The following is a 20,349-nucleotide window of genomic DNA, read 5'->3' on the forward strand; positions in this document are numbered from 1 at the left end:
CACGCAAGAAAGAAGGACGTTATGAAGATCACTCAAGGAAAACTCATGAAGATCGCTGAGTGAAGGGACCGTAAAGTCAAAGGAAAAAGAACGTCGGAAAGCCGTATGAGGGAAAACTTCACGTACGGTTTGATGAGGGGGAGCTGAAAGTAAAGAGGTAGCCGAAAGGCTACCCCTAGAAATCAGTTCTCTACTCTACAAAATAACTAGTGAAAAATAGCTTATTAATCAAAAATAATATTGTAGATCTTCTGATTTATCTTTAAAATAAACCAATATATGAAACCGCTTTTTTAACCTCTGGAGGAATAAACATGATAGTGTCTGGAAAAATAAAAGATTTCGTAAATAAGTACTTCCTTGAAAGCATGCAAAGAAAACTTATGGCTACTCTGCTACTTATTATGATGGTTCCTCTATTAATATTTATGTTAGTGTCAACCCATATTTCTAGAGGTGCTGTACAAACTTCCGAAATAACATCAAATCTATCTCGAATGGAGCTCTCACAAAGCTATATTGAAGAACAGCTTACCTGGTTTGATAATTTTTTGTTTTCAGCATTAGTGGATGAAAAGTTGGTACCTAGTATAACAACTATTAATAATATAACAACGACAAATTCATTTAATATACAATCTTATATACAGGATAAATTATTTGCTCTGTATAATGCGAATGAAAACATCCTCTCTGTTTCATTAACATCATATGATGATAAACGCTTATATAAGGTAGAACGAAGAGAGTTTTTTGTAACAAATATGATTGGAACTGCTCTTCAACGTACTGGGAAGGATTCCATGTTTTCCGTAAATTCGACTACGGGTACTTTTACCTTTAGTCGAAATATTTATCGTTTTGAAGATCAAAAACTAGTAGGAAGAATAGATTTAAACGTTTCGTTTGATTTTATCGCACATATTGCCAAAAACCTTCGAAGTAATGAGGAAGAATCGATTATGTTGGTCGATTCAAATGGAAAGCTGCTTTTTGCCCTCGATGAAAATAATGAAGCTGCCCCAAAAGATCTTACTGCTAGTTTTAAACAACAGCATGAAACAAATTATTTTTCTCTTAATCAAGATTACTATTTTTTTCAGGAAATGATGGACGAACAAATTGTGTTAGTAAAGGTTGTTCCAGAAGAGCTGATGTTGATTGGTTCTAAACATATCAGACAAACAGGATTATTGATTCTCATCATTTCAATTTGTGTAACAGTTATTTTATCCATCATCATTTCGAATCAAGTTGCAAAACCAATTGTGTTGCTTTCTAAGAAAATGGAGCTTGTGGAAGAAACTAATTTTAACGTTAAAATTGATTCAAAACGTACAGATGAAATAGGGATTCTTCAACGAAAATTTAAGGAGATGATTGATCGAATCAGGGATTTAATTGAAAAAGATTATAAACGTGAGATGGAGAATCGAGACGCACAGTTTCTTGCATTACAGTCACAAATAAATCCTCACTTTCTATATAATACTCTTCAAGTAATTTCAGGAATGGCTTTAAAAAAGGGCGCTAGGGAAATATATGAAATGATTCAAAGATTAGGTGGTATGTTCCGGTATATAACGAATAAACGAGGGGATCTAGTTTATGTATGGGAAGAGGTACAACATTTACAAAATTATTTGTATATCCAAAAAGTTCGTTTTGGTAAAAATATATCAATCGAATTATTTGTTGATGAGCAAGTTAAGGACGCAATTATTCCTTTATTATCTCTACAGCCAATTATTGAAAATTCTTTTAAACATGGATTTGAGACTCAAATTGAAAAAGGGATACTAAAGATTGAAATACAAAAAGTGTTTGATGAAATTGAAATAATTATTGAAGACAATGGCATGGGAATGTCGGAAGAAGTACTTCAACAAGTCAAAAGTAAATTATTAACGGATAGTTATTTATATAATCGAAGCATTGGATTGAAAAATGTTGATACAAGAATTAAGTTGTATTTCGGTCGTGAATATGGAGTTGAGATAATGAGCCAACAAGCTGAATTTACTAAGGTAATGATTAGGCTGCCATTTCAAGAAGGAAGTGAATATAAAAAATGACGACATTGTTAGTTGTTGATGATGAAACGTGGACAAGAGAAACAGTCAAGGCTTTAATTGATATGGATTCTTTAGGGATCACAAAACTGCTTGAAGCGACAAATGGGGAGGAAGCTATAAACAAAATCATCTCCGAAAAACCTGACTTTATTATGACTGATATGAAAATGCCTGGTGTAGATGGGATTGGGTTATTAGAGATCATTGAAAAAAAATTCGATGATATTCCAACAATTGTTTTAAGTGGTTATCAGGATTTCATGTATACGAGACAGGCAATTAAAACAGGGGTAATTGAATACCTACCAAAGCCTGTAGATGAAACAGAATTAAATGAAGCATTGAAAAAAGCATTAATAGAAAAAAAGAAAATAGAGCAGCAGCAATCAGGTTATCAATTTTATAGGCCAAAACAACCTGAAGTATTGGACTTAATTGAAACCTTTCGTCAAACTGCCGCATTTTCGTTAAAAGAATTAAATGCAAACCAACTATCAACCAGTTTTCATCAGTTTCTCGAAAAGTTACATGATGAAATAAAGAATGATCCTTCTTTGACTATGTATCTTCATCAGGTGTTTCTAGTGTTACTTGAAGAAGCATTAAAGGAGCATAAGGTAAGCCTTGAAGATATCGGATTACAATGGAATGATATAAAGTATTGTGACAATCAATCATTGGATAATGGATTAATGAGACAAATGAGCATAGGCGAAAAAATCATAAGTAGAGTAGATGAGTTAAGAAAACAAAAGACGAAAATTAACTTGGAAGAAATTAAAAAGTATCTTGACGAATATTCTTCATCACAGCATATTTCACTAGAAGTAATTGCCAAGAAATTTTATGTAAGCAAGGAGTATTTAACAACGTCTTTCAAAAAGAAATATGGATGTAATGTGACAGAATATATTATTGCCTCCCGTATGGAAAAAGCGAAAGATCTAGTTATAACTACAACCCTTCAATATAAAACAATTGCGGAAATGGTAGGGTATGAGGATGTATCTTATTTTTATCGAGTGTTTAAAAAGTTTTATGGATGTTCTCCGGGAACAATTCGAAAAACTTAAAATAGTCCAAATGTAAGCGTTAATATTTTCAATTTTTTATAGAATAAAAAGAGATTATGATAGAAGTATGAAAGGGGAGTTGAAAATGAAAAAAGCGCTTACAATGATAATCGCAACAGTCTTATTTTTAGGAATTCTAGCTGGCTGTAATGCTGGTGGAAGCAGTTCCTCCGGAGATGGTGAAGGAGGAAGTTCAGAAAAAGTTGAACTGAAAGTATTTATCGGACAGCCGAGATTTAAAGAGCAATATGAAACATATATCGATCAATTCGTAGCGAAGCAAAAAGAAGAAAAAGGGCGTGATGTAACAGTTAAGTTAGAGCTTCCAAGTGTAAATGAAGCAGATCAATTATTAAAAACTAGACTTGCTTCAGGAGATAGTCCAGATGTTTTCGGAATTCATGCTATTAATGATATTCCGGTATATGATAAAGCTGGTTACTTAGAAGATCTTTCCGGGGAGCCTTTTGTAGAGAAATTATATGATACAGTAAAACCGATGGTTTCCAGAGAAGACAGAGTATTAGCTGTACCTCTAGAAACACTTCAATGGGGCTTTATATACAATAAAGACATCTTTGCAGAAAATGGATTAGAAGTACCTAAAACGTTATCGGAAATGAAAGCGGTTATAAAAGAGCTTGAAGACAAAGAGATCACACCGTTTATTCGAGCATATAAAGATTCATATATTCCACAATTATTCCTGCCATTAACAGTAGGTGCACTTGAAAGTACCAGCAATAAGGGCTTTTTAGAATCAATGAATGCCGGAGAAGGATCTTTTGCAGATTTAAAGGGCATGTTTGACATTATGGATCTTGTTCATGCACATGGAACCGACCGACCATTTGAAGTAGGACAAGACCAAGGAGCAGCTGCTTTTGCCAGCGGTCAAGCCGCTATGTGGGTACAAGGACCATGGATGGCTGAGTCAATGTTAGCAACAAATGAAAACATTAACTTTGGTGTTGCTCCACTTCCGATTAATGATGATGAAAAGGCAACACTTATCAACTTAGGTGCATCAACATCATTAGCTGTTTCTAAAGAAAGTAAAGTAAAGGATGTAGCAAAAGATTTCGTAAACTATATTCTTGATGATCAGGACTCCAGTGCTTTCTATGAAAGCCTAGGATTTAATCCACTTGCTACTGTTCATACCTTTGAAACATATCCTTGGTTAGAAGATTCTTCTAAATATGTGGAAGAAGGAAAAGTATACCAAGATCCAACGATTCCGTCTGCAGTAAAATCGGCATCTGAAAAGTTATTCCAAAGCTATTATGCTGATGATGCGTCAAAAGAGGATGTCATCTCAGGACTTGATCGTGCTTGGGAAGAATATAACAAGGTAAATAAAGAATAGTGCTAAACAAGTGAAAGACAGTTTAATAAAACTGTCTTTCACTTTATAAAAATGATTGGTAGTAAGAGGGAAGTCTTCACGAAAATGTCCCCTAATCATTATCTTCTAACAGAATCCTAGAGTGGAAAGGAATGAGTAATGTGGCAGTAACTGAACTGAAAAGTCCTGTAAAGGAAATAGCATCTACTAAGAAAAAAGCAAAGAAAGAGAACAGTCACTTACGATTAATCTTGTTTGTTTTACCTGCATTTATCTTTTATATTCTATTCCTTTTAATCCCTACAGTAGGTGCTGGTATTTATAGTTTTACAGATTGGAATGGATTAAATAAAACCTATAATTTTGTCGGTTTTAGCAATTATATTGAAGCGTTTAGAGATGATTCTGCGTTCAGACATTCCTTTTGGTTCACATTAAAGTATACGATATTTGTGTTTGTCATTCAGAATGTTGTTGCATTAGGATTAGCGTTATTAATTGAAACAAGAATGAAATCGAAAGGGTTTTTTAGAACAATTTTCTTTATGCCGAACATGATAAGCTTAATTATCAGTTCACTTATGTTTTCATTTATCTTTACGAATGTATTTCCTGAATTATCGAAGAAAGCCATTTTCTCGGTATTGGATCAGTCTTGGATTGGTGATCCAAAGGTTTCGTTCTACTCGATCTTAATCGTGTCTTTATGGCAAGGAATTGGCTATATGATGGTTATTTACATGGCTGCACTTCAAGGGGTGCCTAAGCAATTAAAAGAAGCATCGATGATTGACGGTGCAAATGTGTTCCAACGTCTTAGACATGTTGTCATTCCAATGATTATGCATGCGATTACAATTTGCTGTTTCTTAACATTAAATGGAGCGTTTAAAGTATTTGACGTAGTATACGCACTAACGCAAGGTGGACCAGGTACATCAACACAAGTAATGGCTCTGAATATTTATGAAGAAGCATTTTCAAATAACTTCCGTTTTGGTTATGCAAACGCAAAAGCAATGATTCTGTTTTTGGTGGTCTTACTCATTACCCTTATTCAAGTGAGTATTCTTAAGCGCAAGGAGGTTGAAGCATGAGAAAGAATCTTTCTTCATCCATTATGATCAACTTAATTTTGACAGTCTTTGCGATTATTTCTTTCTTTCCAATTTACATGGCGTTCATAAATTCTTTTAAAACGCAAGGAGAGATCTTTACTTCAGTCTTATCGTTCCCAACTTCTTTTTCATTAGAAAACTATATTGGGGTTTTTACAGAGCTAGATCTAGTAAGCAGTTCATTAAACACACTACTTGTTACTGCTATCGGTCTGGCAGGAATTGTTATTTGTGGTTCACTTGCAGGATATAAATTAGCTAGAACATCTGGAAAATTAAGTGCGCTTATTTTCACTCTCTTTATTGCATCAATGCTGGTTCCGTTTCACTCCATCATGATTACGTTGAGTCAAATGGCAAAAGGTTTAGGATTACAAGGATCCCTAGCAGGTCTTGGGTTAATTTATATAGGTCTAGGGGTGAATATGGCAGTCTTCCTCTATCATGGATTTGTGAAATCGATACCAAGAGAGTTAGAAGAGGCGGCTAAAATAGACGGTTGTAATGATATTCAAATCTTTGTTCGAATCATTTTCCCGTTGTTAAAGCCAATTACGGCTACAATCTTAGTATTAAATGTTTTATGGCTATGGAATGACTTCTTATTACCGTTAATCATGTTAACAGATGTAAATAACTATACACTTATGCTATCGATCAATATGTTATTTGGTCAATATGTGGCAGACTGGCCAAAGATTTTAGCAGCATTAGTCTTAACAGCTTTACCGGTTGTTGTGTTCTATGCGTTTTTCCAAAAATATATCCTCGAGGGTATTGCTGATGGAGCTATTAAATAAGGTGGAAAGGGTGTTATGTAAGGGATGAATAAATTATTATACGGAGTGGCTTATTACGATGAATACATGCCGTATGAACGGCTTGAAACAGATATTCAAATGATGAAAGAAGCAGGAATAAATGTTGTCAGAATTGCAGAATCAACATGGAGTACACATGAGCCACAAAATGGTGTGTTTGATTTTACATCTGTTAATCGGGTATTGGATGCCATGCATAATGCAGGTATTCATGTTATTGTTGGAACCCCGACCTATGCTGTTCCAACTTGGATGGTGAAAGAACATCCGGATGTATTGGCTGTTACGAAAAATGGACCAGGTAAATATGGTGCAAGACAAATCATGGATATCACAAATCCAACCTATTTGTTTTATGCTGAGCGTATTATTCGCAAGCTAATGGAAAATGTAAAAGATCATCCGGCGATTATAGGATACCAGATTGATAATGAAACAAAGCACTATGATACAAGCGGGCCGAATGTACAGCAGAGATTTATAAAATATTTAAAAGATAAGTTTGAAACAACAGATGCTCTGAATAAAGAATTTGGTTTGGCTTATTGGAGTAATGATGTGCATGCTTGGGAAGATATGCCATCAACAGTTGGAACAATAAATGGCAGTTTTGGTGCTGAATTTTCAAAGTTTCAGCGAAAGCTGGTCGATGAATTTCTTGCATGGCAAGTTGACATCGTAAAGGAATATCGAAAAGAGGGTCAGTTTATTACACAAAACTTTGACTTTGAATGGAGAGGCTATTCATTTGGAGTACAGCCAAATGTAAACCATTTCACTGCATCCCAACCATTCGATATCACTGGCGTTGATATCTACCACCCGACTCAAGAGGATTTAACAGGAATTGAAATATCCTTCGGAGGAGATGTTGCAAGATCAACAAAGCAGCAGAACTATTATGTTCTTGAAACAGAAGCACAAGCCTTTTCACACTGGACACCTTTTCCTGGGCAATTAAGGTTACAAGCATTTAGTCACGTAGCATCTGGTGCAAATATGGTTGCATATTGGCATTGGCATTCTATTCACAATTCTTTTGAGACATATTGGAAGGGACTTTTAAGTCACGATCTTCAACCAAATCCTGTATACAATGAAGCCAAAACGATTGGAGCAGATTTTAGCCGTCTCTCTCCAAAAATTATGAACTTAAAGAAGAAGAATAAAACAGCCATTCTTGTAAGCAATGAATCTCTAACAGGTTTAAATTGGTTTAAATTTAAATACGATAGTGAATTGAACTATAACGATATTGTCCGGCTTATTTATGATGAATTATATAAATTAAATGTGGAAGTAGATATTCTTCACCCGGGGTCTGAGAACTTTAATGATTATTCACTAATTATTGTTCCATGCTTGTATGTTGCACCAGACGAACTCTTAGATAGATTAAATCAGTATGTTGAAAATGGTGGGCACGCAATTTTTACGTTTAAATCGGGGTTTACAAATGATCACATTAAGGTAAGAACATCCAGCCAACCTGGGATCATTGAAAAAGCATGTGGTGTAAACTATCAAATGTTTGTTGAACCGAAGAATATGAAGCTTGCAGGTAACCCTTATCAAGTAGAAGAGGATAAAAATCGTGTCCATACATGGATGGAGCTGTTAACTCCAACAACAGCGGAAACACTGGCAACATATGATCACCCTGCATGGGGAGAATATGCTGCTGTTACAGGAAATGAATATGGAAAAGGCTATGCAACATATATTGGATGTATTGTTTCAAGTGAAATTATGTCGGAAATTCTTACCCAGGCATTAAAACGTGCATCAATATGGGGAGTGGAGCAGGATGTGAAATTCCCTCTTGTTATAAAAAGTGGTATCAATGATGAAGGAAAAACGATTAAATATGTTTTTAACTATTCATTTGAGCAGCAAGAAATAGAGTCTCCATTTTCAGAAAGTACCGATTTATTATCAGATTCAACATATCAAACAGGCGAAACTCTCACTATTAAACCATGGGATGTAAAAATATTAGAAATGAAATAGGGAGGACATGATGAGCTTTACTTGGATATCCACAACAAGAAGTCAGTACTGGCAGGAAAAAGATGCAAGTACTATATTATATGAAGATAAAAAACCAAACCTAGTAATTACTGATGAAAAAAAACGTGTCATTGACGGCTTTGGCGGCTGTTTTAATGAACTAGGTTATGAAGCTCTTACTCTTTTATCAGAGGATGATCGCAACAGTGTGCTTGATTCTTTATTTTTACCAGAAGGTGAATGTCAATTTAGCATGTGTCGTTTACCAATCGGTGCAAGTGACTATGCGCTTGAATGGTACAGTCATAATGAAACACCGGATGACTATGAGATGAAGTATTTCTCGATTGAGCGCGATAAAAAATATTTAATTCCTTATATAAAAGAAGCATTAAAACGAAACCCAAACATAAAACTATTTGCTTCACCATGGAGTCCTCCAACTTGGATGAAGTTTCCGAAAGCGTATAACTATGGCACGCTTCGCTGGGAACCTGAAGTGTTAAAGGCATATGCACTATATTTCGTGAGATTTGTCCAGGCCTATGAAGAAGAAGGAATTACAATTCACCAAATTCATGTACAAAATGAAGTGGTAGCCGATCAAAAATTTCCTTCTTGCAAATGGACAGGTGAGCAATTACGAGAATTCATCGCTTCTTATTTAGGGCCGGCTATTGAAGAACACGGAATAAAAGCTGAAATTTGGCTTGGAACAATTAATGCACCAGAGCCTTGGGAAGAGCTAATGCATGGAACAACAACAGATTATGATGTGTATGCGCAAACCGTTCTTAGTGATCCCAATGCCTACCGATATGTAAAAGGTGTAGGATATCAATGGGCAGGTAAATACGCAATTCAACGAACAGTTCAAAGCTATCCAGAGCTAAAATATATGCAAACAGAAAACGAGTGTGGAAATGGCAAAAACACATGGGAATACGCACTTTATGTTCATAATTTATATCGTCATTATTTTGTAAATGGTGCTAATGCTTATATTTATTGGAATATGGTCCTGCAACCAAACGGACGAAGTACGTGGGGGTGGGAACAGAACTCAATGATTACAGTTGACCCGGATTCAAAGAACGTGAATAATAATCCTGAATATTATGTAATGAAGCATTTCTCACATTATGTAAAGCCGGGTGCAGTCCGACTTGAAACGTCCGGACCTTGGACAGGAAACACAACAGCATTTCAAAATCCGGATGGAAGCAAGGTTGTTGTCATATCGAATTCGTTTAAAACAGATCGAGAATTAGTGCTAGAGCTAAACAATGAAAAACATAGCATTACATTAGAGGCTGAATCATTTAATACGATAGTCCTATAACTGAAAATTAACAAAAAAACTTCATTCCAGACAGGATTGAAGTTTTTTGTTATCTAAAAAGGACAGAGAAATGGTGCGACAAATGAAAAGACGAAATAATTGAACAACGCAATAATTGCATCAATCCACCTTATGTTAAAATAGCATAAAGAATTGCTCATTCCTTTATCAATAGGGAGTTTTCATAAATTCCTTGTTAATAAGGCTGGGACAATATTTTTTGAGCAATTTTCTAGTCGTTCTATTGTTGGTAGTAAAAGAATTTTAGTCAATAAAATTATGTTGCTGCTATGAGGTGACATTGTTAAATAAGACAAGAGAGTAGGGTACTAAGATAATTTCTTAAGGTGAGGTAATGACTTGGAAACAAAATATAATATTGTAAAACAAGCAATAAAATCGAAAATATTAGATGGTTCATTTCAACCACATCAAAAAATAAGTTCTGAAAGTGAATTGATGAAACAATTTGGAGTTAGTCGTCATACTGTTCGTCTTGCTTTAGGTGATTTAGTAAATGATGGGCTGTTATATAGAGAGCAAGGGGCAGGAACCTTTTGTGCAGACAGGACTAAGACTGAAAGATCTTCTGCAACCAAAACCAAAAATATTGGGATTATCACTACTTATATATCCGATTATATATTTCCTTCAATAATAAGAGGAGCAGAATCGTATCTAAGCAAACATGGATATAATGTAACACTATTTAGTACAAATAATGATCATGGAAATGAAAAAAGAATTCTAGAAAATATCTTAACTCAACCTCTTGATGGAGTAATTATAGAGCCAACTAAAAGTGCTATTGCAAATCCAAATATAAACTATTATCTAAATTTAGAAAGGAAGAAAATACCGTACATAATGTTGAATGCTTTTTACGATGAACTAGAGCCTCTAAGCCTTACGATAGATGATGAAAAAGGAGGCTATCTGCAAACTGAACATCTTATTAAATTAGGACACAGGAATATAGTAGGTTTTTTTAAAAATGATGATATTCAAGGAATAAAAAGGATGAAAGGGTACATTAAGGCTCATAGAAATCATGGGGTTTTACTAAATCCAAATTATATTATAAATTATAAAACGATTGAGAAAACAACGAAACCAATTGAAGCTTTAAGTCAGCTCTTATCAATAGATAATGTGGATAGGCCAACTGGAATTATTTGTTACAATGATGAGTTAGCGGTTCTCTTATTGGATGTTATTCGAGGTAAAAACTTACGTGTACCAAATGATCTATCCATTGTAGGTTTTGATGACTCGTTTATGGCTAAAGTTTCAGAAGTGAAATTGACCACAATTCAACATCCAAAAAGTAAAATGGGAGAAAGAGCAGCTAGTATTATATTAAACATGGTACATGAAGGAAATAATCAATTAAAAGGAGCTAGTGAGACGAAAGAATCTATTGTGTTTGAGCCAAAATTAATTTTAAGAAATTCGACAAAAGCACTTTAGGTAGAAAAAAAGTCTCAGACATGCACGTAGATTGATTACATGAAAAAACATGCAGTGTAAAACTACAGTTTTCACTGCATGTTTTTTCATGTAAACCGCGAAGAATATCAAAATTGGTCGAAAAAAATTTGGAAAAAGGAATTGAAAAGTTGTATCAACCTATATATAATAAAAATCATCAAACTTATACGTACAAATATAAAATTAAAACACTACTAAACTTTGTGGATTTTTCGCAATGTTTGTTTAGAAGTTGGTAATATTGAAATAAATATGATAGTATAATCTAAATACACTTATACGTATATGAAGATTTTTTTATTAAAAGTTATAATGATAAGTTAGGAACTAGTTATTGATATTTAATTGTTTCCTTCATAAGAAGTCAATCATATTTTATAAAAAACAAAATGTATGCGTATACATTACAGGAATTTCGATCTTTTTCAAAGAAAATCGGAGGGAGTGATGAAAATGTAGAATCAAGCAGATATTTCTGATCCGGTTTATCTTTGTAACTTTGCTTATTTAAATGATAATACTATGAAACGTACAAAAACTGACATGTAATCAATTGTACACGTAACAGTGTGATTGATAAGGAGGAATGATTTATGCTTCCAACGGCAAAGGGAACAAACCAAGAACTTGCAACTGTCAAAAGTCCAAATCGTCTTGCGAAAATACTAAACTCACAAAAAGTCGTACCTTATATTTTTATCTCACCTTTTGTTCTTTCATTATTGATATTCACCATTTATCCAACTATAAAGGCTATAATTATGAGTTTTCAAAGCGTATTACCTGGGCAGGTAACATATATAGGTTTAGAAAATTACTCGAGAGTCTTTAATCCAGTATTTTTTAAAGCGCTAAGCAATACAACCATATATGTAATCCTAACTGTTACCATTTTAACGATAATTCCAATCATATTAGCTGTATTATTGGACTCAAAATTTGTAAAGTTTAAGACTTTTTTTAGGGCTTCGTTATTTGTTCCTGCTTTAACCTCTACAATTGTTGCAGGTATGGTGTTCAGGCTAATGTTTGGAGAAACTGATAATGCTGCTGCCAATCAGATCCTTAATTGGTTAGGATTTGAATCAGTTGAATGGCAATATAATGCTTGGTCAGGTATGTTCCTGATGGTCTTGCTGTGTTCATGGCGGTGGATGGGAGTAAACATTCTCTATTTCCTTGCAGGTCTACAAAATGTTCCAAAAGAACTATATGAATCTGCTGAAATAGATGGTGCAAATATGTTGGAAAAATTCAGATATGTTACACTTCCTTTCTTAAAACCTGTAACGATTTTTGTTGTCACAATTTCAATCATTGCTGGATTTAGAATGTTTGAAGAGAGTTATGTATTCTGGCCAGCTGGATCACCGGGAGATATTGGCTTAAGTGTTGCGGGATATATATATCAACAAGGAATTTCTCAGAATAATTTAGGATTTGGTGCCGCGATCGGAGTTATTTTAATGATCATTATCTTTGTTGTTAGTATTGTTCAATTGTTACTAACAGGTGCATTTAAAAGGGGTGATGAATAAATGAATCTTAATAAGAAAGTTTTACTGAAATTTCTTATTAATCTTTGCTTTTTAGTTATATCTTTAGTTGCTTTATTTCCGCTTATTAGTCTACTACTAGCTTCATTCAGACCTTCAACTCAGTTAATGCGAAATGGAATTAGTCTTACTTTTGATTTAAGTGACCTGAATTTAAATAACTATTCTTATATTTTCTCTCAAGCAGGACAATATTGGACTTGGTATGGTAATAGCTTAACCATAACAGTAATGACAATTATTCTATCATTATTTTTTTCATCATTAGTCGGTTATGCATTAGCAGTATATGATTTTAAAGGGAAAAACCTATTTTTCACATGTGTATTGTTTATTTTAATGATCCCGTTTGAAATTTTAATGCTCCCATTGTTTCAACTAATGATAGATACAGCTCTAGTGGATACTTATATGGCTGTTATCCTTCCATCGGTTGTTGCTCCAATAGCTGTATTTTTCTTTAGACAATATGCTCTTGGCTTACCGAAGGAATTAATGGATGCCGCAAGAATGGATGGATCTACGGAATATGGGATCTTTTTTAAAATTATGTTGCCGCTTATGACACCTTCTTTAGCAGCAATGGCAATCTTACAAGGATTAGGGGCATGGAATAATTTCTTGTGGCCATTAATTGTTTTACGATCAAACACCTTATTTACATTACCATTGGGGCTTTCGACATTATTAACGCCGTATGGAAATAACTATGATGTCTTAATAGCCGGATCTGTTATGACAATTGTACCGATTATTATATTGTTCATTTTCTTCCAGCGTTATTTTGTTGCCGGGCTTACTGTGGGTGGAGTGAAAGGGTAATCTTGCAGATGAGAAAAAGAGGTGATTTGTAATTGAAGCCAAAACAATTTGTCTCAAATATAGATTTGATCCTTCATTGGGTAACTAGTTTAGCGTTCATCAATGTCCTGTGGTTCTTATTTACACTACGTGGGTTGGTAATAGGAGGGGTTTTTCCTGCTACTACCGCTGTGTTAGGTGTATCGAGGAAAATGATTTTAAGGGGTACAGACGTTAATATATGGAAAACGTTTAACCGAGTATATCGAGAGGAGTATCTTCAGTCAAATATTCTAGGATGGTTTTTATCCGGCATTGGAGGCTTGCTTTATATAAATTATAAAATCATAGCAAACTCTGCAGGTGAAATTGCTATTATTACTCTATTTGCTTTTTATCTAGTTTTATTCTTTTATAGCATTATAGTGCTATGGTCTTTTCCATTGCTGGCACACTACAAATCATCTTGGATTCAACATCTGAAGAATGCATTCATTATTGGTTTTACAAAAGTTCATTATACTTTTGCAATTGGATTAATGGCATTTACAGTTATGTATTTCTCTTTTGAATATCCTGGATTAGTTCCGTTTTTCTCGATAAGTATGATTGCAATGGGAGGGATGTGGTTTTCATTGCAGATTTTTACAAAGATAGACCAAGATGCTACATAATTAGTTGGTGAAGAAGCTGCCATTCAAGCTTGTAAGCGTTATTATTTCACTTTGAATATCAGCCAATATTTTTTGGGAGGTGATTCTCAAAAAAAAATAGAGGGAAACCGGGGAAATGCATATTTAAACTTAAATTAAGGGGGATGTTGGATGGAAAAGAAATCACTACTATCATTTCTTTGTGGGATTATGGCACTGTTATTGGTCGCGTGTAGCGGCGGTCAATCAAGCTCAGGGGGTGCGGAAGAAACTAAGGTTATTGGTGATGATGTAGAAAATGCAACAGAACTTACATTTTGGTCCTTTAACGAATTGCATTTGGCCTTTTTTGAGGATGCTGTACCTCGTTGGAATGAGGCAAACCCAGACAAGCCTATTAAATTAAAAGCAGAAGTGTATCCGTTTGATAATATGCATACAAATCTATTAATGGCATTACAATCTGGTAAGGGCGCACCTGATATAGCTGATATTGAAATTGGTAAGTTTCCAAACTTTTTAAAAGGTGAACCACAGATATTGCCAATGAATGATTATATAGAGCCGGAATTTGATAATTTTGTAACATCACGTTTTGAGATTTATTCAAAAGATGGAAATTATTACGGTTTACCAACACATGTCGGTGCATCTGTTATGTATTACAATAAAGAAATTATGGATGCAGCGGGAGTTGATATCGAATCTATCAAAACGTGGGAGGACTTTAGGGAAGCTGGTAAACAAGTTGTTGCTAAAACTGATGCAATTATGACATCTGTCTCAACAGAGGATTATATACCTTATTGGTCCATGATATCCCAACGTGATTCTGACTTCTTTAATAAGGATGGAGAGCTTACGATTTATAATGAAGAAAATGTGGATACCCTTCAATACTTACATGACATCGTATACGAAGATAAGATTGCTGAAGTAATGCCAGGTGCTGCGCCTCACGCAGAAGAATTTTATCAATTTATGAATGATGGTGGTCAAGCTGCCATTGGTATGCCGATGTGGTACATGGGAAGATTTCTTGACTACATGCCTGATTTAAAAGGTAAGATTGTTGTTCGTCCAATGCCTGCTTGGGAAGAAGGAGGTAAACGCTCAGCCGGTATGGGTGGTACAGGTACTGTTGTAACAAACCAATCGGAAAATCCTGAATTAGCACAAGAATTCTTAGCGTTTGCAAAACTTTCTAAAGAAGCAAATATTAAACTTTGGACTGTTCTTGGATTTGATCCTCCTCGCCATGATGTATGGGAAAGTGAAGAAGTATTAGCCGATAACAAATATTATCAATACTTTGGTGATGATTTATTTGATACACTAAATGACATCAAGGATGAAATCAATGCTGTTAATATCACAGAATATACTCCAGATGTTGGAACTGAAATAAATACAAATGTTTTTAATAATGTATTAAGGCAACAATCAGAGACAGCTGACGAGGCATTAAAAAAGGCACAAGAGACAGTTGAAAGTAAAATGAACTAGAAATAAAAGGATTGAGGGGCTGCCCTCAATCCTTTTATTATGACTGTGGCGAATTAGGAGGTAGATCTTCTATGATGAAGGCTTGAGTTTCTTGGTTTTTGTCAATGTAAAAGCCTTCTGTTATGTTATTTTTTTAATTAATTTTATATACTAATATTATCATTTACATTGAAGAACAAATTATTAGGGTATAACTATATTCCAGGAGGAAACTACTTGCTTATTTCAGAACGACATAAACTCATATTAGACTTATTAAAAGAAAAGGAAAATGTCAAACTTCAAGAGCTTGTTGATTTAACATCAACATCTGAATCAACCCTAAGACGAGATCTTGATCAATTAGAAAAGCAAAACTATTTAAAACGTGTACATGGCGGTGCGTCCCTACTGCAACGAAAACGATCTGAACTAAGTGTCTCAGAGAAAACAACGAAAAATCTGGCTGAAAAAGAAAGTATAGCAAAGTATGCAGCGCAATTAGTCCTTGACGGAGAATGTATCTATCTTGATGCTGGTACAACAACCTTCCAAATGATTCAATTTTTAAAGCAAAAGGATCTAGTCGTTGTCACAAACGGGACTGACCATCTAAATGCATTACTTGAAAAAGATATTACGACCTATTTAATTGGCGGGTTTGTAAAAAAAGTAACGAAGGCAACGATTGGTCGTGCTGCATATGAAAGCATTAAAAACTACCGCTTTGATAAGTGCTTTATTGGAACAAATGCCATTCATTATGAACTAGGATTAACGACTCCAGATCCTGATGAAGCCCAAATTAAAGAAAGAGCTATTTCATTAGCGAGAGAGAGTTATATTTTAGCTGATCACACAAAGTTTGGTGAAGTATCTTTTTCAAAGTTTGCAGAGTTGGATCAGGTAAAAGTTATAACAAATGAAAATGATACAATTGAATTAGATCGTTATCAAAGAATAACTGAAATGTTGAAAGTGTAAGTGAAGAACTGTGTAAAGAATGCTTCCTTTTATGTGGGAAGCATTTTTTATTAGCTGCTCTCATGAGTGGGAGGACATTTAACCTATAAAATCCTTATTAAAAGTTCTTCATAACCTGGATGAATGACATATGACGTATGAAACCCTCATCAAAAGTCCTTCATCCCCCTTATGAAGGGCTTTTGACCCATAAAGCCTTTCGCAGTTTGTCCTTCAACGCTTTCCGAGTAGTGCTCATCCAAGTGCTTTTCTTAGTATACACAATGAACAAAGATCAATATAATGCACCTTTTTAGTCAATACAGTTGATCGAACCTTTGGTGAAAACGCTTTATAATCAAAGCAAGCGATTACAAAAGTACTAGGTGGTGTTGATGAACATGAGTGCCAAAATAAATGCAAATACCTTGGCGACAAAAGATGCACATGTGAAACAGGAAATAAAAACTAACAAGAGGCCAAAGCTTAAAAAGGCTTTAGGGTACGCAGCATTTGTGGGGCCGGCAGTTTTATTTTTTGTTCTAATTCAAATTATTCCTTTTTTTATGGGGGTATATTATTCGTTCACATCCTGGAACGGAGTGAGTTCAGCAGTTGAATGGGTTGGATTAGAAAACTATATAAAAATCTTCACAGATGATCAAAAATTCTTTAATTCATTTATCTTTACAACAAAATTTATGTTTGCTGCCGTTTTAATTAGTAATATCATAGGTTTTGGCTTTGCTTTATTACTGAATGCAGCATTAAAAACAAAGAATATTTTACGAACTGTATTTTTCATTCCGAATGTAATTGGTGGTTTATTACTAGGATTTATATGGCAGTTTATCTTTGTTAAAGGGTTTGCGTCAATTGGAAACATGACTGACATCGGATTCTTTAAGTTACCTTGGCTTGGAGATGAAGCTACAGCTTTCTGGGGAATTGTGATTGTGTTTGCATGGCAAATTAGCGGCTATATGATGGTCATTTATATTGCAGCACTACAAGGGGTTGATACTTCCTTACTAGAAGCGGCAAAAATGGATGGTGCAACGAATTGGTCATTACTAACGAAGATCATTATTCCATTAATCTTACCTGCCTTTACGATTTGTTTCTTCCTGACAATTTCAATGGCATTTAAGATCTTTGACTTGAATCTTTCTTTAACAGGTGGGGGACCATTTAATTCAACAGAATCAGTTGCTATTAATATATACCAAGAAGCATTCATGAATAACAGATATGGACTGGGGACAGCAAAATCGATTCTATTCTTTATTGTAGTAGCCGTGTTTACAACACTTCAAGTAACATTCACGAAGAAAAAGGAGGTTGAAGCATAATGAATAAAGGCTATACAAAGCGAACATTTTTACTAGAGATCATTGCCATTATGCTTGCCTTAATCTTTTTAGTGCCATTTTACTTTGTATTAATTAATTCTGTAAAAGGATTTTCGGAAATATTAATTGATGCAGCTGCACTACCGAAGGAAATTCTATTTAGTAATTATACAAAAGTTTGGGATATTCTTAGTTTTCAGGATGCATTTCTAAACTCTCTCATTATTACCGTATTTAGTATTGCCGGCATTGTTGTCATTAGTTCGATGGCAGCTTGGAAAATGGTGAGAACACCCGGGAAACTAAGTAAAATATTGTTTATCTTCTTTGTGTCAGCAATGGTGATTCCCTTCCAAACAGTTATGATACCACTAATGAAATTAGGTGGAACACTTGGAATTATGAATAGTATACCTGGTATTGTCATTATGTATTTTGGATTTGGGGTTTCTTTATCACTGTTCTTATACCATGGTTTTGTTAAAACAATTCCTATGGAAATCGAGGAGTCTGCTAGAGTAGATGGATGTACACAATTTGGTGTGTTTTGGAGAATTGTTTTCCCGTTATTAAAACCAATAACTGTAACCGTTATCATCTTAAACACATTATGGATTTGGAATGATTATTTGCTTCCATTACTTGTGTTACAGGATGCAGAATTAAGAACAATCCCGTTAGCAACAAGTTCTTTCTTCGCTCAATATACGAAACAATGGGATATGGGGTTAGCGGCATTAGTTTTAGGTATAGCTCCAGTTATTGTGTTCTTCTTATTCCTGCAAAAACACATAATTAAAGGGATTGCTGCAGGATCTATTAAGTAGTATATAATCTCATGGCTAGATGCCTAGCCCTGCAGATTCATATAAAATAAAAAAGATAAGATTGGGGAGGTCATTTTATCATGAGAAAGCTTTTGCTATTAGGTATGTCTTTCTTATTAGTATTAGGTATTTTAGCGGGGTGTAGTTCAAGTAACAAGGAAAGCTCATCTGAAGGAAACAACGATTCAGGATCTGGTGAGGGTGATGTAGTTACATTGAACTTATTCCAATTTAAAGTTGAGATTGCTGATCAACTTCAAGAAATGATTAAAGAATTCGAAGCAGAGCACCCAAATATTAAAGTGAAACTTGAAACTGTTGGTGGTGGTGCTGACTATGGTGCTGCTTTAAAAGCAAAATTTGCGTCAGGTGAAGAGCCGGATATCTTCAATAACGGTGGATTTAAAGAATTAGAACTTTGGAAAGAGCACTTAGCAGATCTTTCTAATGAACCATGGGCAGAGCATGTACTTCCTATCGGAAAAGTTCCAACAACAGATGCAGATGGAAAGCTTTACGGTATGCCAGTAAACCTTGAAGGGTATGGATTCATTTATAACAAAGATTTATTTGAAAAAGCAGGTATCACAGAACCTCCAAAAACTCTTTCTGAATTAAAAGATGCTGTTAAGAAACTTGATGCAGCTGGAATCAAAGCATTTTCTGCCGGTTATGGCGAGTGGTGGGTAATTGGTCAACACTTAATGAATATTCCATTCGCACAACAAGATGATCCAGAAAGCTTTATTGCAGGCTTAAACGATGGTTCTGCAAAATTTGTTGGTAACGAGCAATTCAAACAATTCAAGGATATTGTTGATCTAGAAGTAAAAAATGCAGTAGGTAACCCAATTACAACTGATTACAATACTCAAGTAACATTATTTGCATCAGGTGAAGCAGCCATGCTGCAACAAGGTAACTGGACTGAAAATATGATTACTGAAATCAATCCTGAAATCAATATGGGCTTCTTGCCAATCCCATTAAATGATGAAGAAGATGCTGATAGATTACCAGTAGGTGTACCTAATAACTGGGTATTAAACAAAAACTCTGAACATTTAGAAGAAGCGAAAACATTCTTGAACTGGATGGTTTCTTCTGAAACTGGTAAACGTTATATCACAGAAGAATTCGCGTTTATTCCAGCATTCGATAATATTGAAGCTACTGGTTTAGGTGACTTAGGTCAATCAATCTTAGAATACTCTAAAGAAGAAAAAACAATTTCTTGGAACTGGTTCAGATGGCCGGATGGGGCAAACAAAGAATTTGCTGCTACAATCCAGGAATATGCAGCAGGTAAGATTACATTTGATGAAGCATTAGAAAAATTCCAAGCAACATGGGATAATATGAAATAATAAGGTTTAACAAAAGCATGTCTATCATAGGCATGCTTTTTCCCTTATAATAGTTGGTACATTCTTT

Annotated in this window: 16 protein-coding genes; all 16 read left to right on the plus strand. The window is 34.6% G+C overall.

Features of this window, described 5'->3' with window-relative positions:
- Positions 1-314: 314 nt before the first annotated feature.
- The 16 genes from LC095_RS07595 (at position 315) to LC095_RS07670 (ending at position 20,282) form a co-directional block, all read left to right on the plus strand.
- A complete protein-coding gene (locus LC095_RS07595) occupies positions 315-2,075 on the plus strand; it encodes a sensor histidine kinase (RefSeq protein ID WP_226527607.1) in 1,761 nt (586 codons plus the stop codon).
- Positions 2,072-3,148, plus strand: coding sequence for a response regulator transcription factor (locus LC095_RS07600; protein WP_226527608.1), 1,077 nt, complete (start codon positions 2,072-2,074; stop codon positions 3,146-3,148). Before LC095_RS07595 ends, LC095_RS07600 begins: the two co-directional genes overlap by 4 nt.
- An 85-nt stretch (positions 3,149-3,233) precedes the next feature.
- Positions 3,234-4,517: an ABC transporter substrate-binding protein gene (locus tag LC095_RS07605; protein ID WP_226527609.1), complete on the plus strand. Its 1,284-nt coding sequence runs from the start codon at positions 3,234-3,236 to the stop codon at positions 4,515-4,517.
- Positions 4,518-4,648: 131 nt separating this feature from the next.
- Entirely contained in the window at positions 4,649-5,593 is a 945-nt protein-coding gene (locus tag LC095_RS07610; protein ID WP_226527610.1) for a carbohydrate ABC transporter permease, read from the plus strand.
- Positions 5,590-6,414: a carbohydrate ABC transporter permease gene (locus tag LC095_RS07615; RefSeq protein ID WP_226527611.1), complete on the plus strand. Its 825-nt coding sequence runs from the start codon at positions 5,590-5,592 to the stop codon at positions 6,412-6,414. The genes LC095_RS07610 and LC095_RS07615 overlap by 4 nt, the downstream gene beginning before the upstream one ends.
- Positions 6,415-6,438: 24 nt before the next feature.
- Positions 6,439-8,445, plus strand: a complete 2,007-nt coding sequence (locus LC095_RS07620; RefSeq protein ID WP_226527612.1) for a beta-galactosidase — start codon at positions 6,439-6,441, stop codon at positions 8,443-8,445.
- 10 nt (positions 8,446-8,455) lie between these two features.
- A complete protein-coding gene (locus tag LC095_RS07625; RefSeq protein WP_226527613.1) occupies positions 8,456-9,787 on the plus strand; it encodes a glycoside hydrolase family 30 protein in 1,332 nt (443 codons plus the stop codon).
- A gap of 360 nt (positions 9,788-10,147) precedes the next feature.
- Positions 10,148-11,257: a GntR family transcriptional regulator gene (locus LC095_RS07630; RefSeq protein ID WP_226527614.1), complete on the plus strand. Its 1,110-nt coding sequence runs from the start codon at positions 10,148-10,150 to the stop codon at positions 11,255-11,257.
- Between the two features lie 614 nt (positions 11,258-11,871).
- Positions 11,872-12,816, plus strand: a complete 945-nt coding sequence (locus LC095_RS07635; RefSeq protein ID WP_226527615.1) for a carbohydrate ABC transporter permease — start codon at positions 11,872-11,874, stop codon at positions 12,814-12,816.
- Positions 12,817-13,656, plus strand: coding sequence for a carbohydrate ABC transporter permease (locus tag LC095_RS07640; protein WP_226527616.1), 840 nt, complete (start codon positions 12,817-12,819; stop codon positions 13,654-13,656).
- 32 nt (positions 13,657-13,688) lie between these two features.
- Entirely contained in the window at positions 13,689-14,309 is a 621-nt protein-coding gene (locus LC095_RS07645; protein ID WP_226527617.1) for a YesL family protein, read from the plus strand.
- Positions 14,310-14,459: 150 nt separating this feature from the next.
- Positions 14,460-15,794, plus strand: a complete 1,335-nt coding sequence (locus tag LC095_RS07650) for an ABC transporter substrate-binding protein (RefSeq protein WP_226527618.1) — start codon at positions 14,460-14,462, stop codon at positions 15,792-15,794.
- 216 nt (positions 15,795-16,010) lie between these two features.
- Positions 16,011-16,757 (plus strand): DeoR/GlpR family DNA-binding transcription regulator, encoded by a 747-nt coding sequence (locus tag LC095_RS07655; RefSeq protein ID WP_226527619.1) that lies wholly within the window; start codon positions 16,011-16,013, stop codon positions 16,755-16,757.
- 374 nt (positions 16,758-17,131) lie between these two features.
- Positions 17,132-18,088 (plus strand): carbohydrate ABC transporter permease, encoded by a 957-nt coding sequence (locus tag LC095_RS07660; RefSeq protein ID WP_413467469.1) that lies wholly within the window; start codon positions 17,132-17,134, stop codon positions 18,086-18,088.
- The gene (locus LC095_RS07665; protein WP_026559517.1) at positions 18,088-18,915 is read left to right on the plus strand and encodes a carbohydrate ABC transporter permease; all 828 of its coding nucleotides are present in this window, start codon (positions 18,088-18,090) and stop codon (positions 18,913-18,915) included. The genes LC095_RS07660 and LC095_RS07665 overlap by 1 nt, the downstream gene beginning before the upstream one ends.
- A gap of 80 nt (positions 18,916-18,995) precedes the next feature.
- Positions 18,996-20,282 carry an ABC transporter substrate-binding protein gene (locus LC095_RS07670; RefSeq protein WP_226527621.1) on the plus strand — a complete coding sequence of 429 codons (1,287 nt, stop codon included), beginning with the start codon at positions 18,996-18,998 and terminating at the stop codon, positions 20,280-20,282.
- Positions 20,283-20,349: the final 67 nt, after the last annotated feature.

The sequence above is a fragment of the Metabacillus niabensis genome, from assembly GCF_020524345.1.
Taxonomy (GTDB): Bacteria; Bacillota; Bacilli; order Bacillales; family Bacillaceae; genus Metabacillus; species Metabacillus niabensis_B.

Coding starts and splice junctions, on each gene's coding strand:
- LC095_RS07605 (WP_226527609.1), top strand. CDS start 3,234: ATGAAAAAAGCGCTTACAATGATAATCGCAACAGTCTTATTTTTAGGA.
- LC095_RS07600 (WP_226527608.1), top strand. CDS start 2,072: ATGACGACATTGTTAGTTGTTGATGATGAAACGTGGACAAGAGAAACA.
- LC095_RS07640 (WP_226527616.1), top strand. CDS start 12,817: ATGAATCTTAATAAGAAAGTTTTACTGAAATTTCTTATTAATCTTTGC.
- LC095_RS07635 (WP_226527615.1), top strand. CDS start 11,872: ATGCTTCCAACGGCAAAGGGAACAAACCAAGAACTTGCAACTGTCAAA.
- LC095_RS07660 (WP_413467469.1), top strand. CDS start 17,132: ATGAACATGAGTGCCAAAATAAATGCAAATACCTTGGCGACAAAAGAT.
- LC095_RS07620 (WP_226527612.1), top strand. CDS start 6,439: ATGAATAAATTATTATACGGAGTGGCTTATTACGATGAATACATGCCG.
- LC095_RS07650 (WP_226527618.1), top strand. CDS start 14,460: ATGGAAAAGAAATCACTACTATCATTTCTTTGTGGGATTATGGCACTG.
- LC095_RS07610 (WP_226527610.1), top strand. CDS start 4,649: ATGAGTAATGTGGCAGTAACTGAACTGAAAAGTCCTGTAAAGGAAATA.
- LC095_RS07625 (WP_226527613.1), top strand. CDS start 8,456: ATGAGCTTTACTTGGATATCCACAACAAGAAGTCAGTACTGGCAGGAA.
- LC095_RS07615 (WP_226527611.1), top strand. CDS start 5,590: ATGAGAAAGAATCTTTCTTCATCCATTATGATCAACTTAATTTTGACA.
- LC095_RS07670 (WP_226527621.1), top strand. CDS start 18,996: ATGAGAAAGCTTTTGCTATTAGGTATGTCTTTCTTATTAGTATTAGGT.
- LC095_RS07595 (WP_226527607.1), top strand. CDS start 315: ATGATAGTGTCTGGAAAAATAAAAGATTTCGTAAATAAGTACTTCCTT.
- LC095_RS07665 (WP_026559517.1), top strand. CDS start 18,088: ATGAATAAAGGCTATACAAAGCGAACATTTTTACTAGAGATCATTGCC.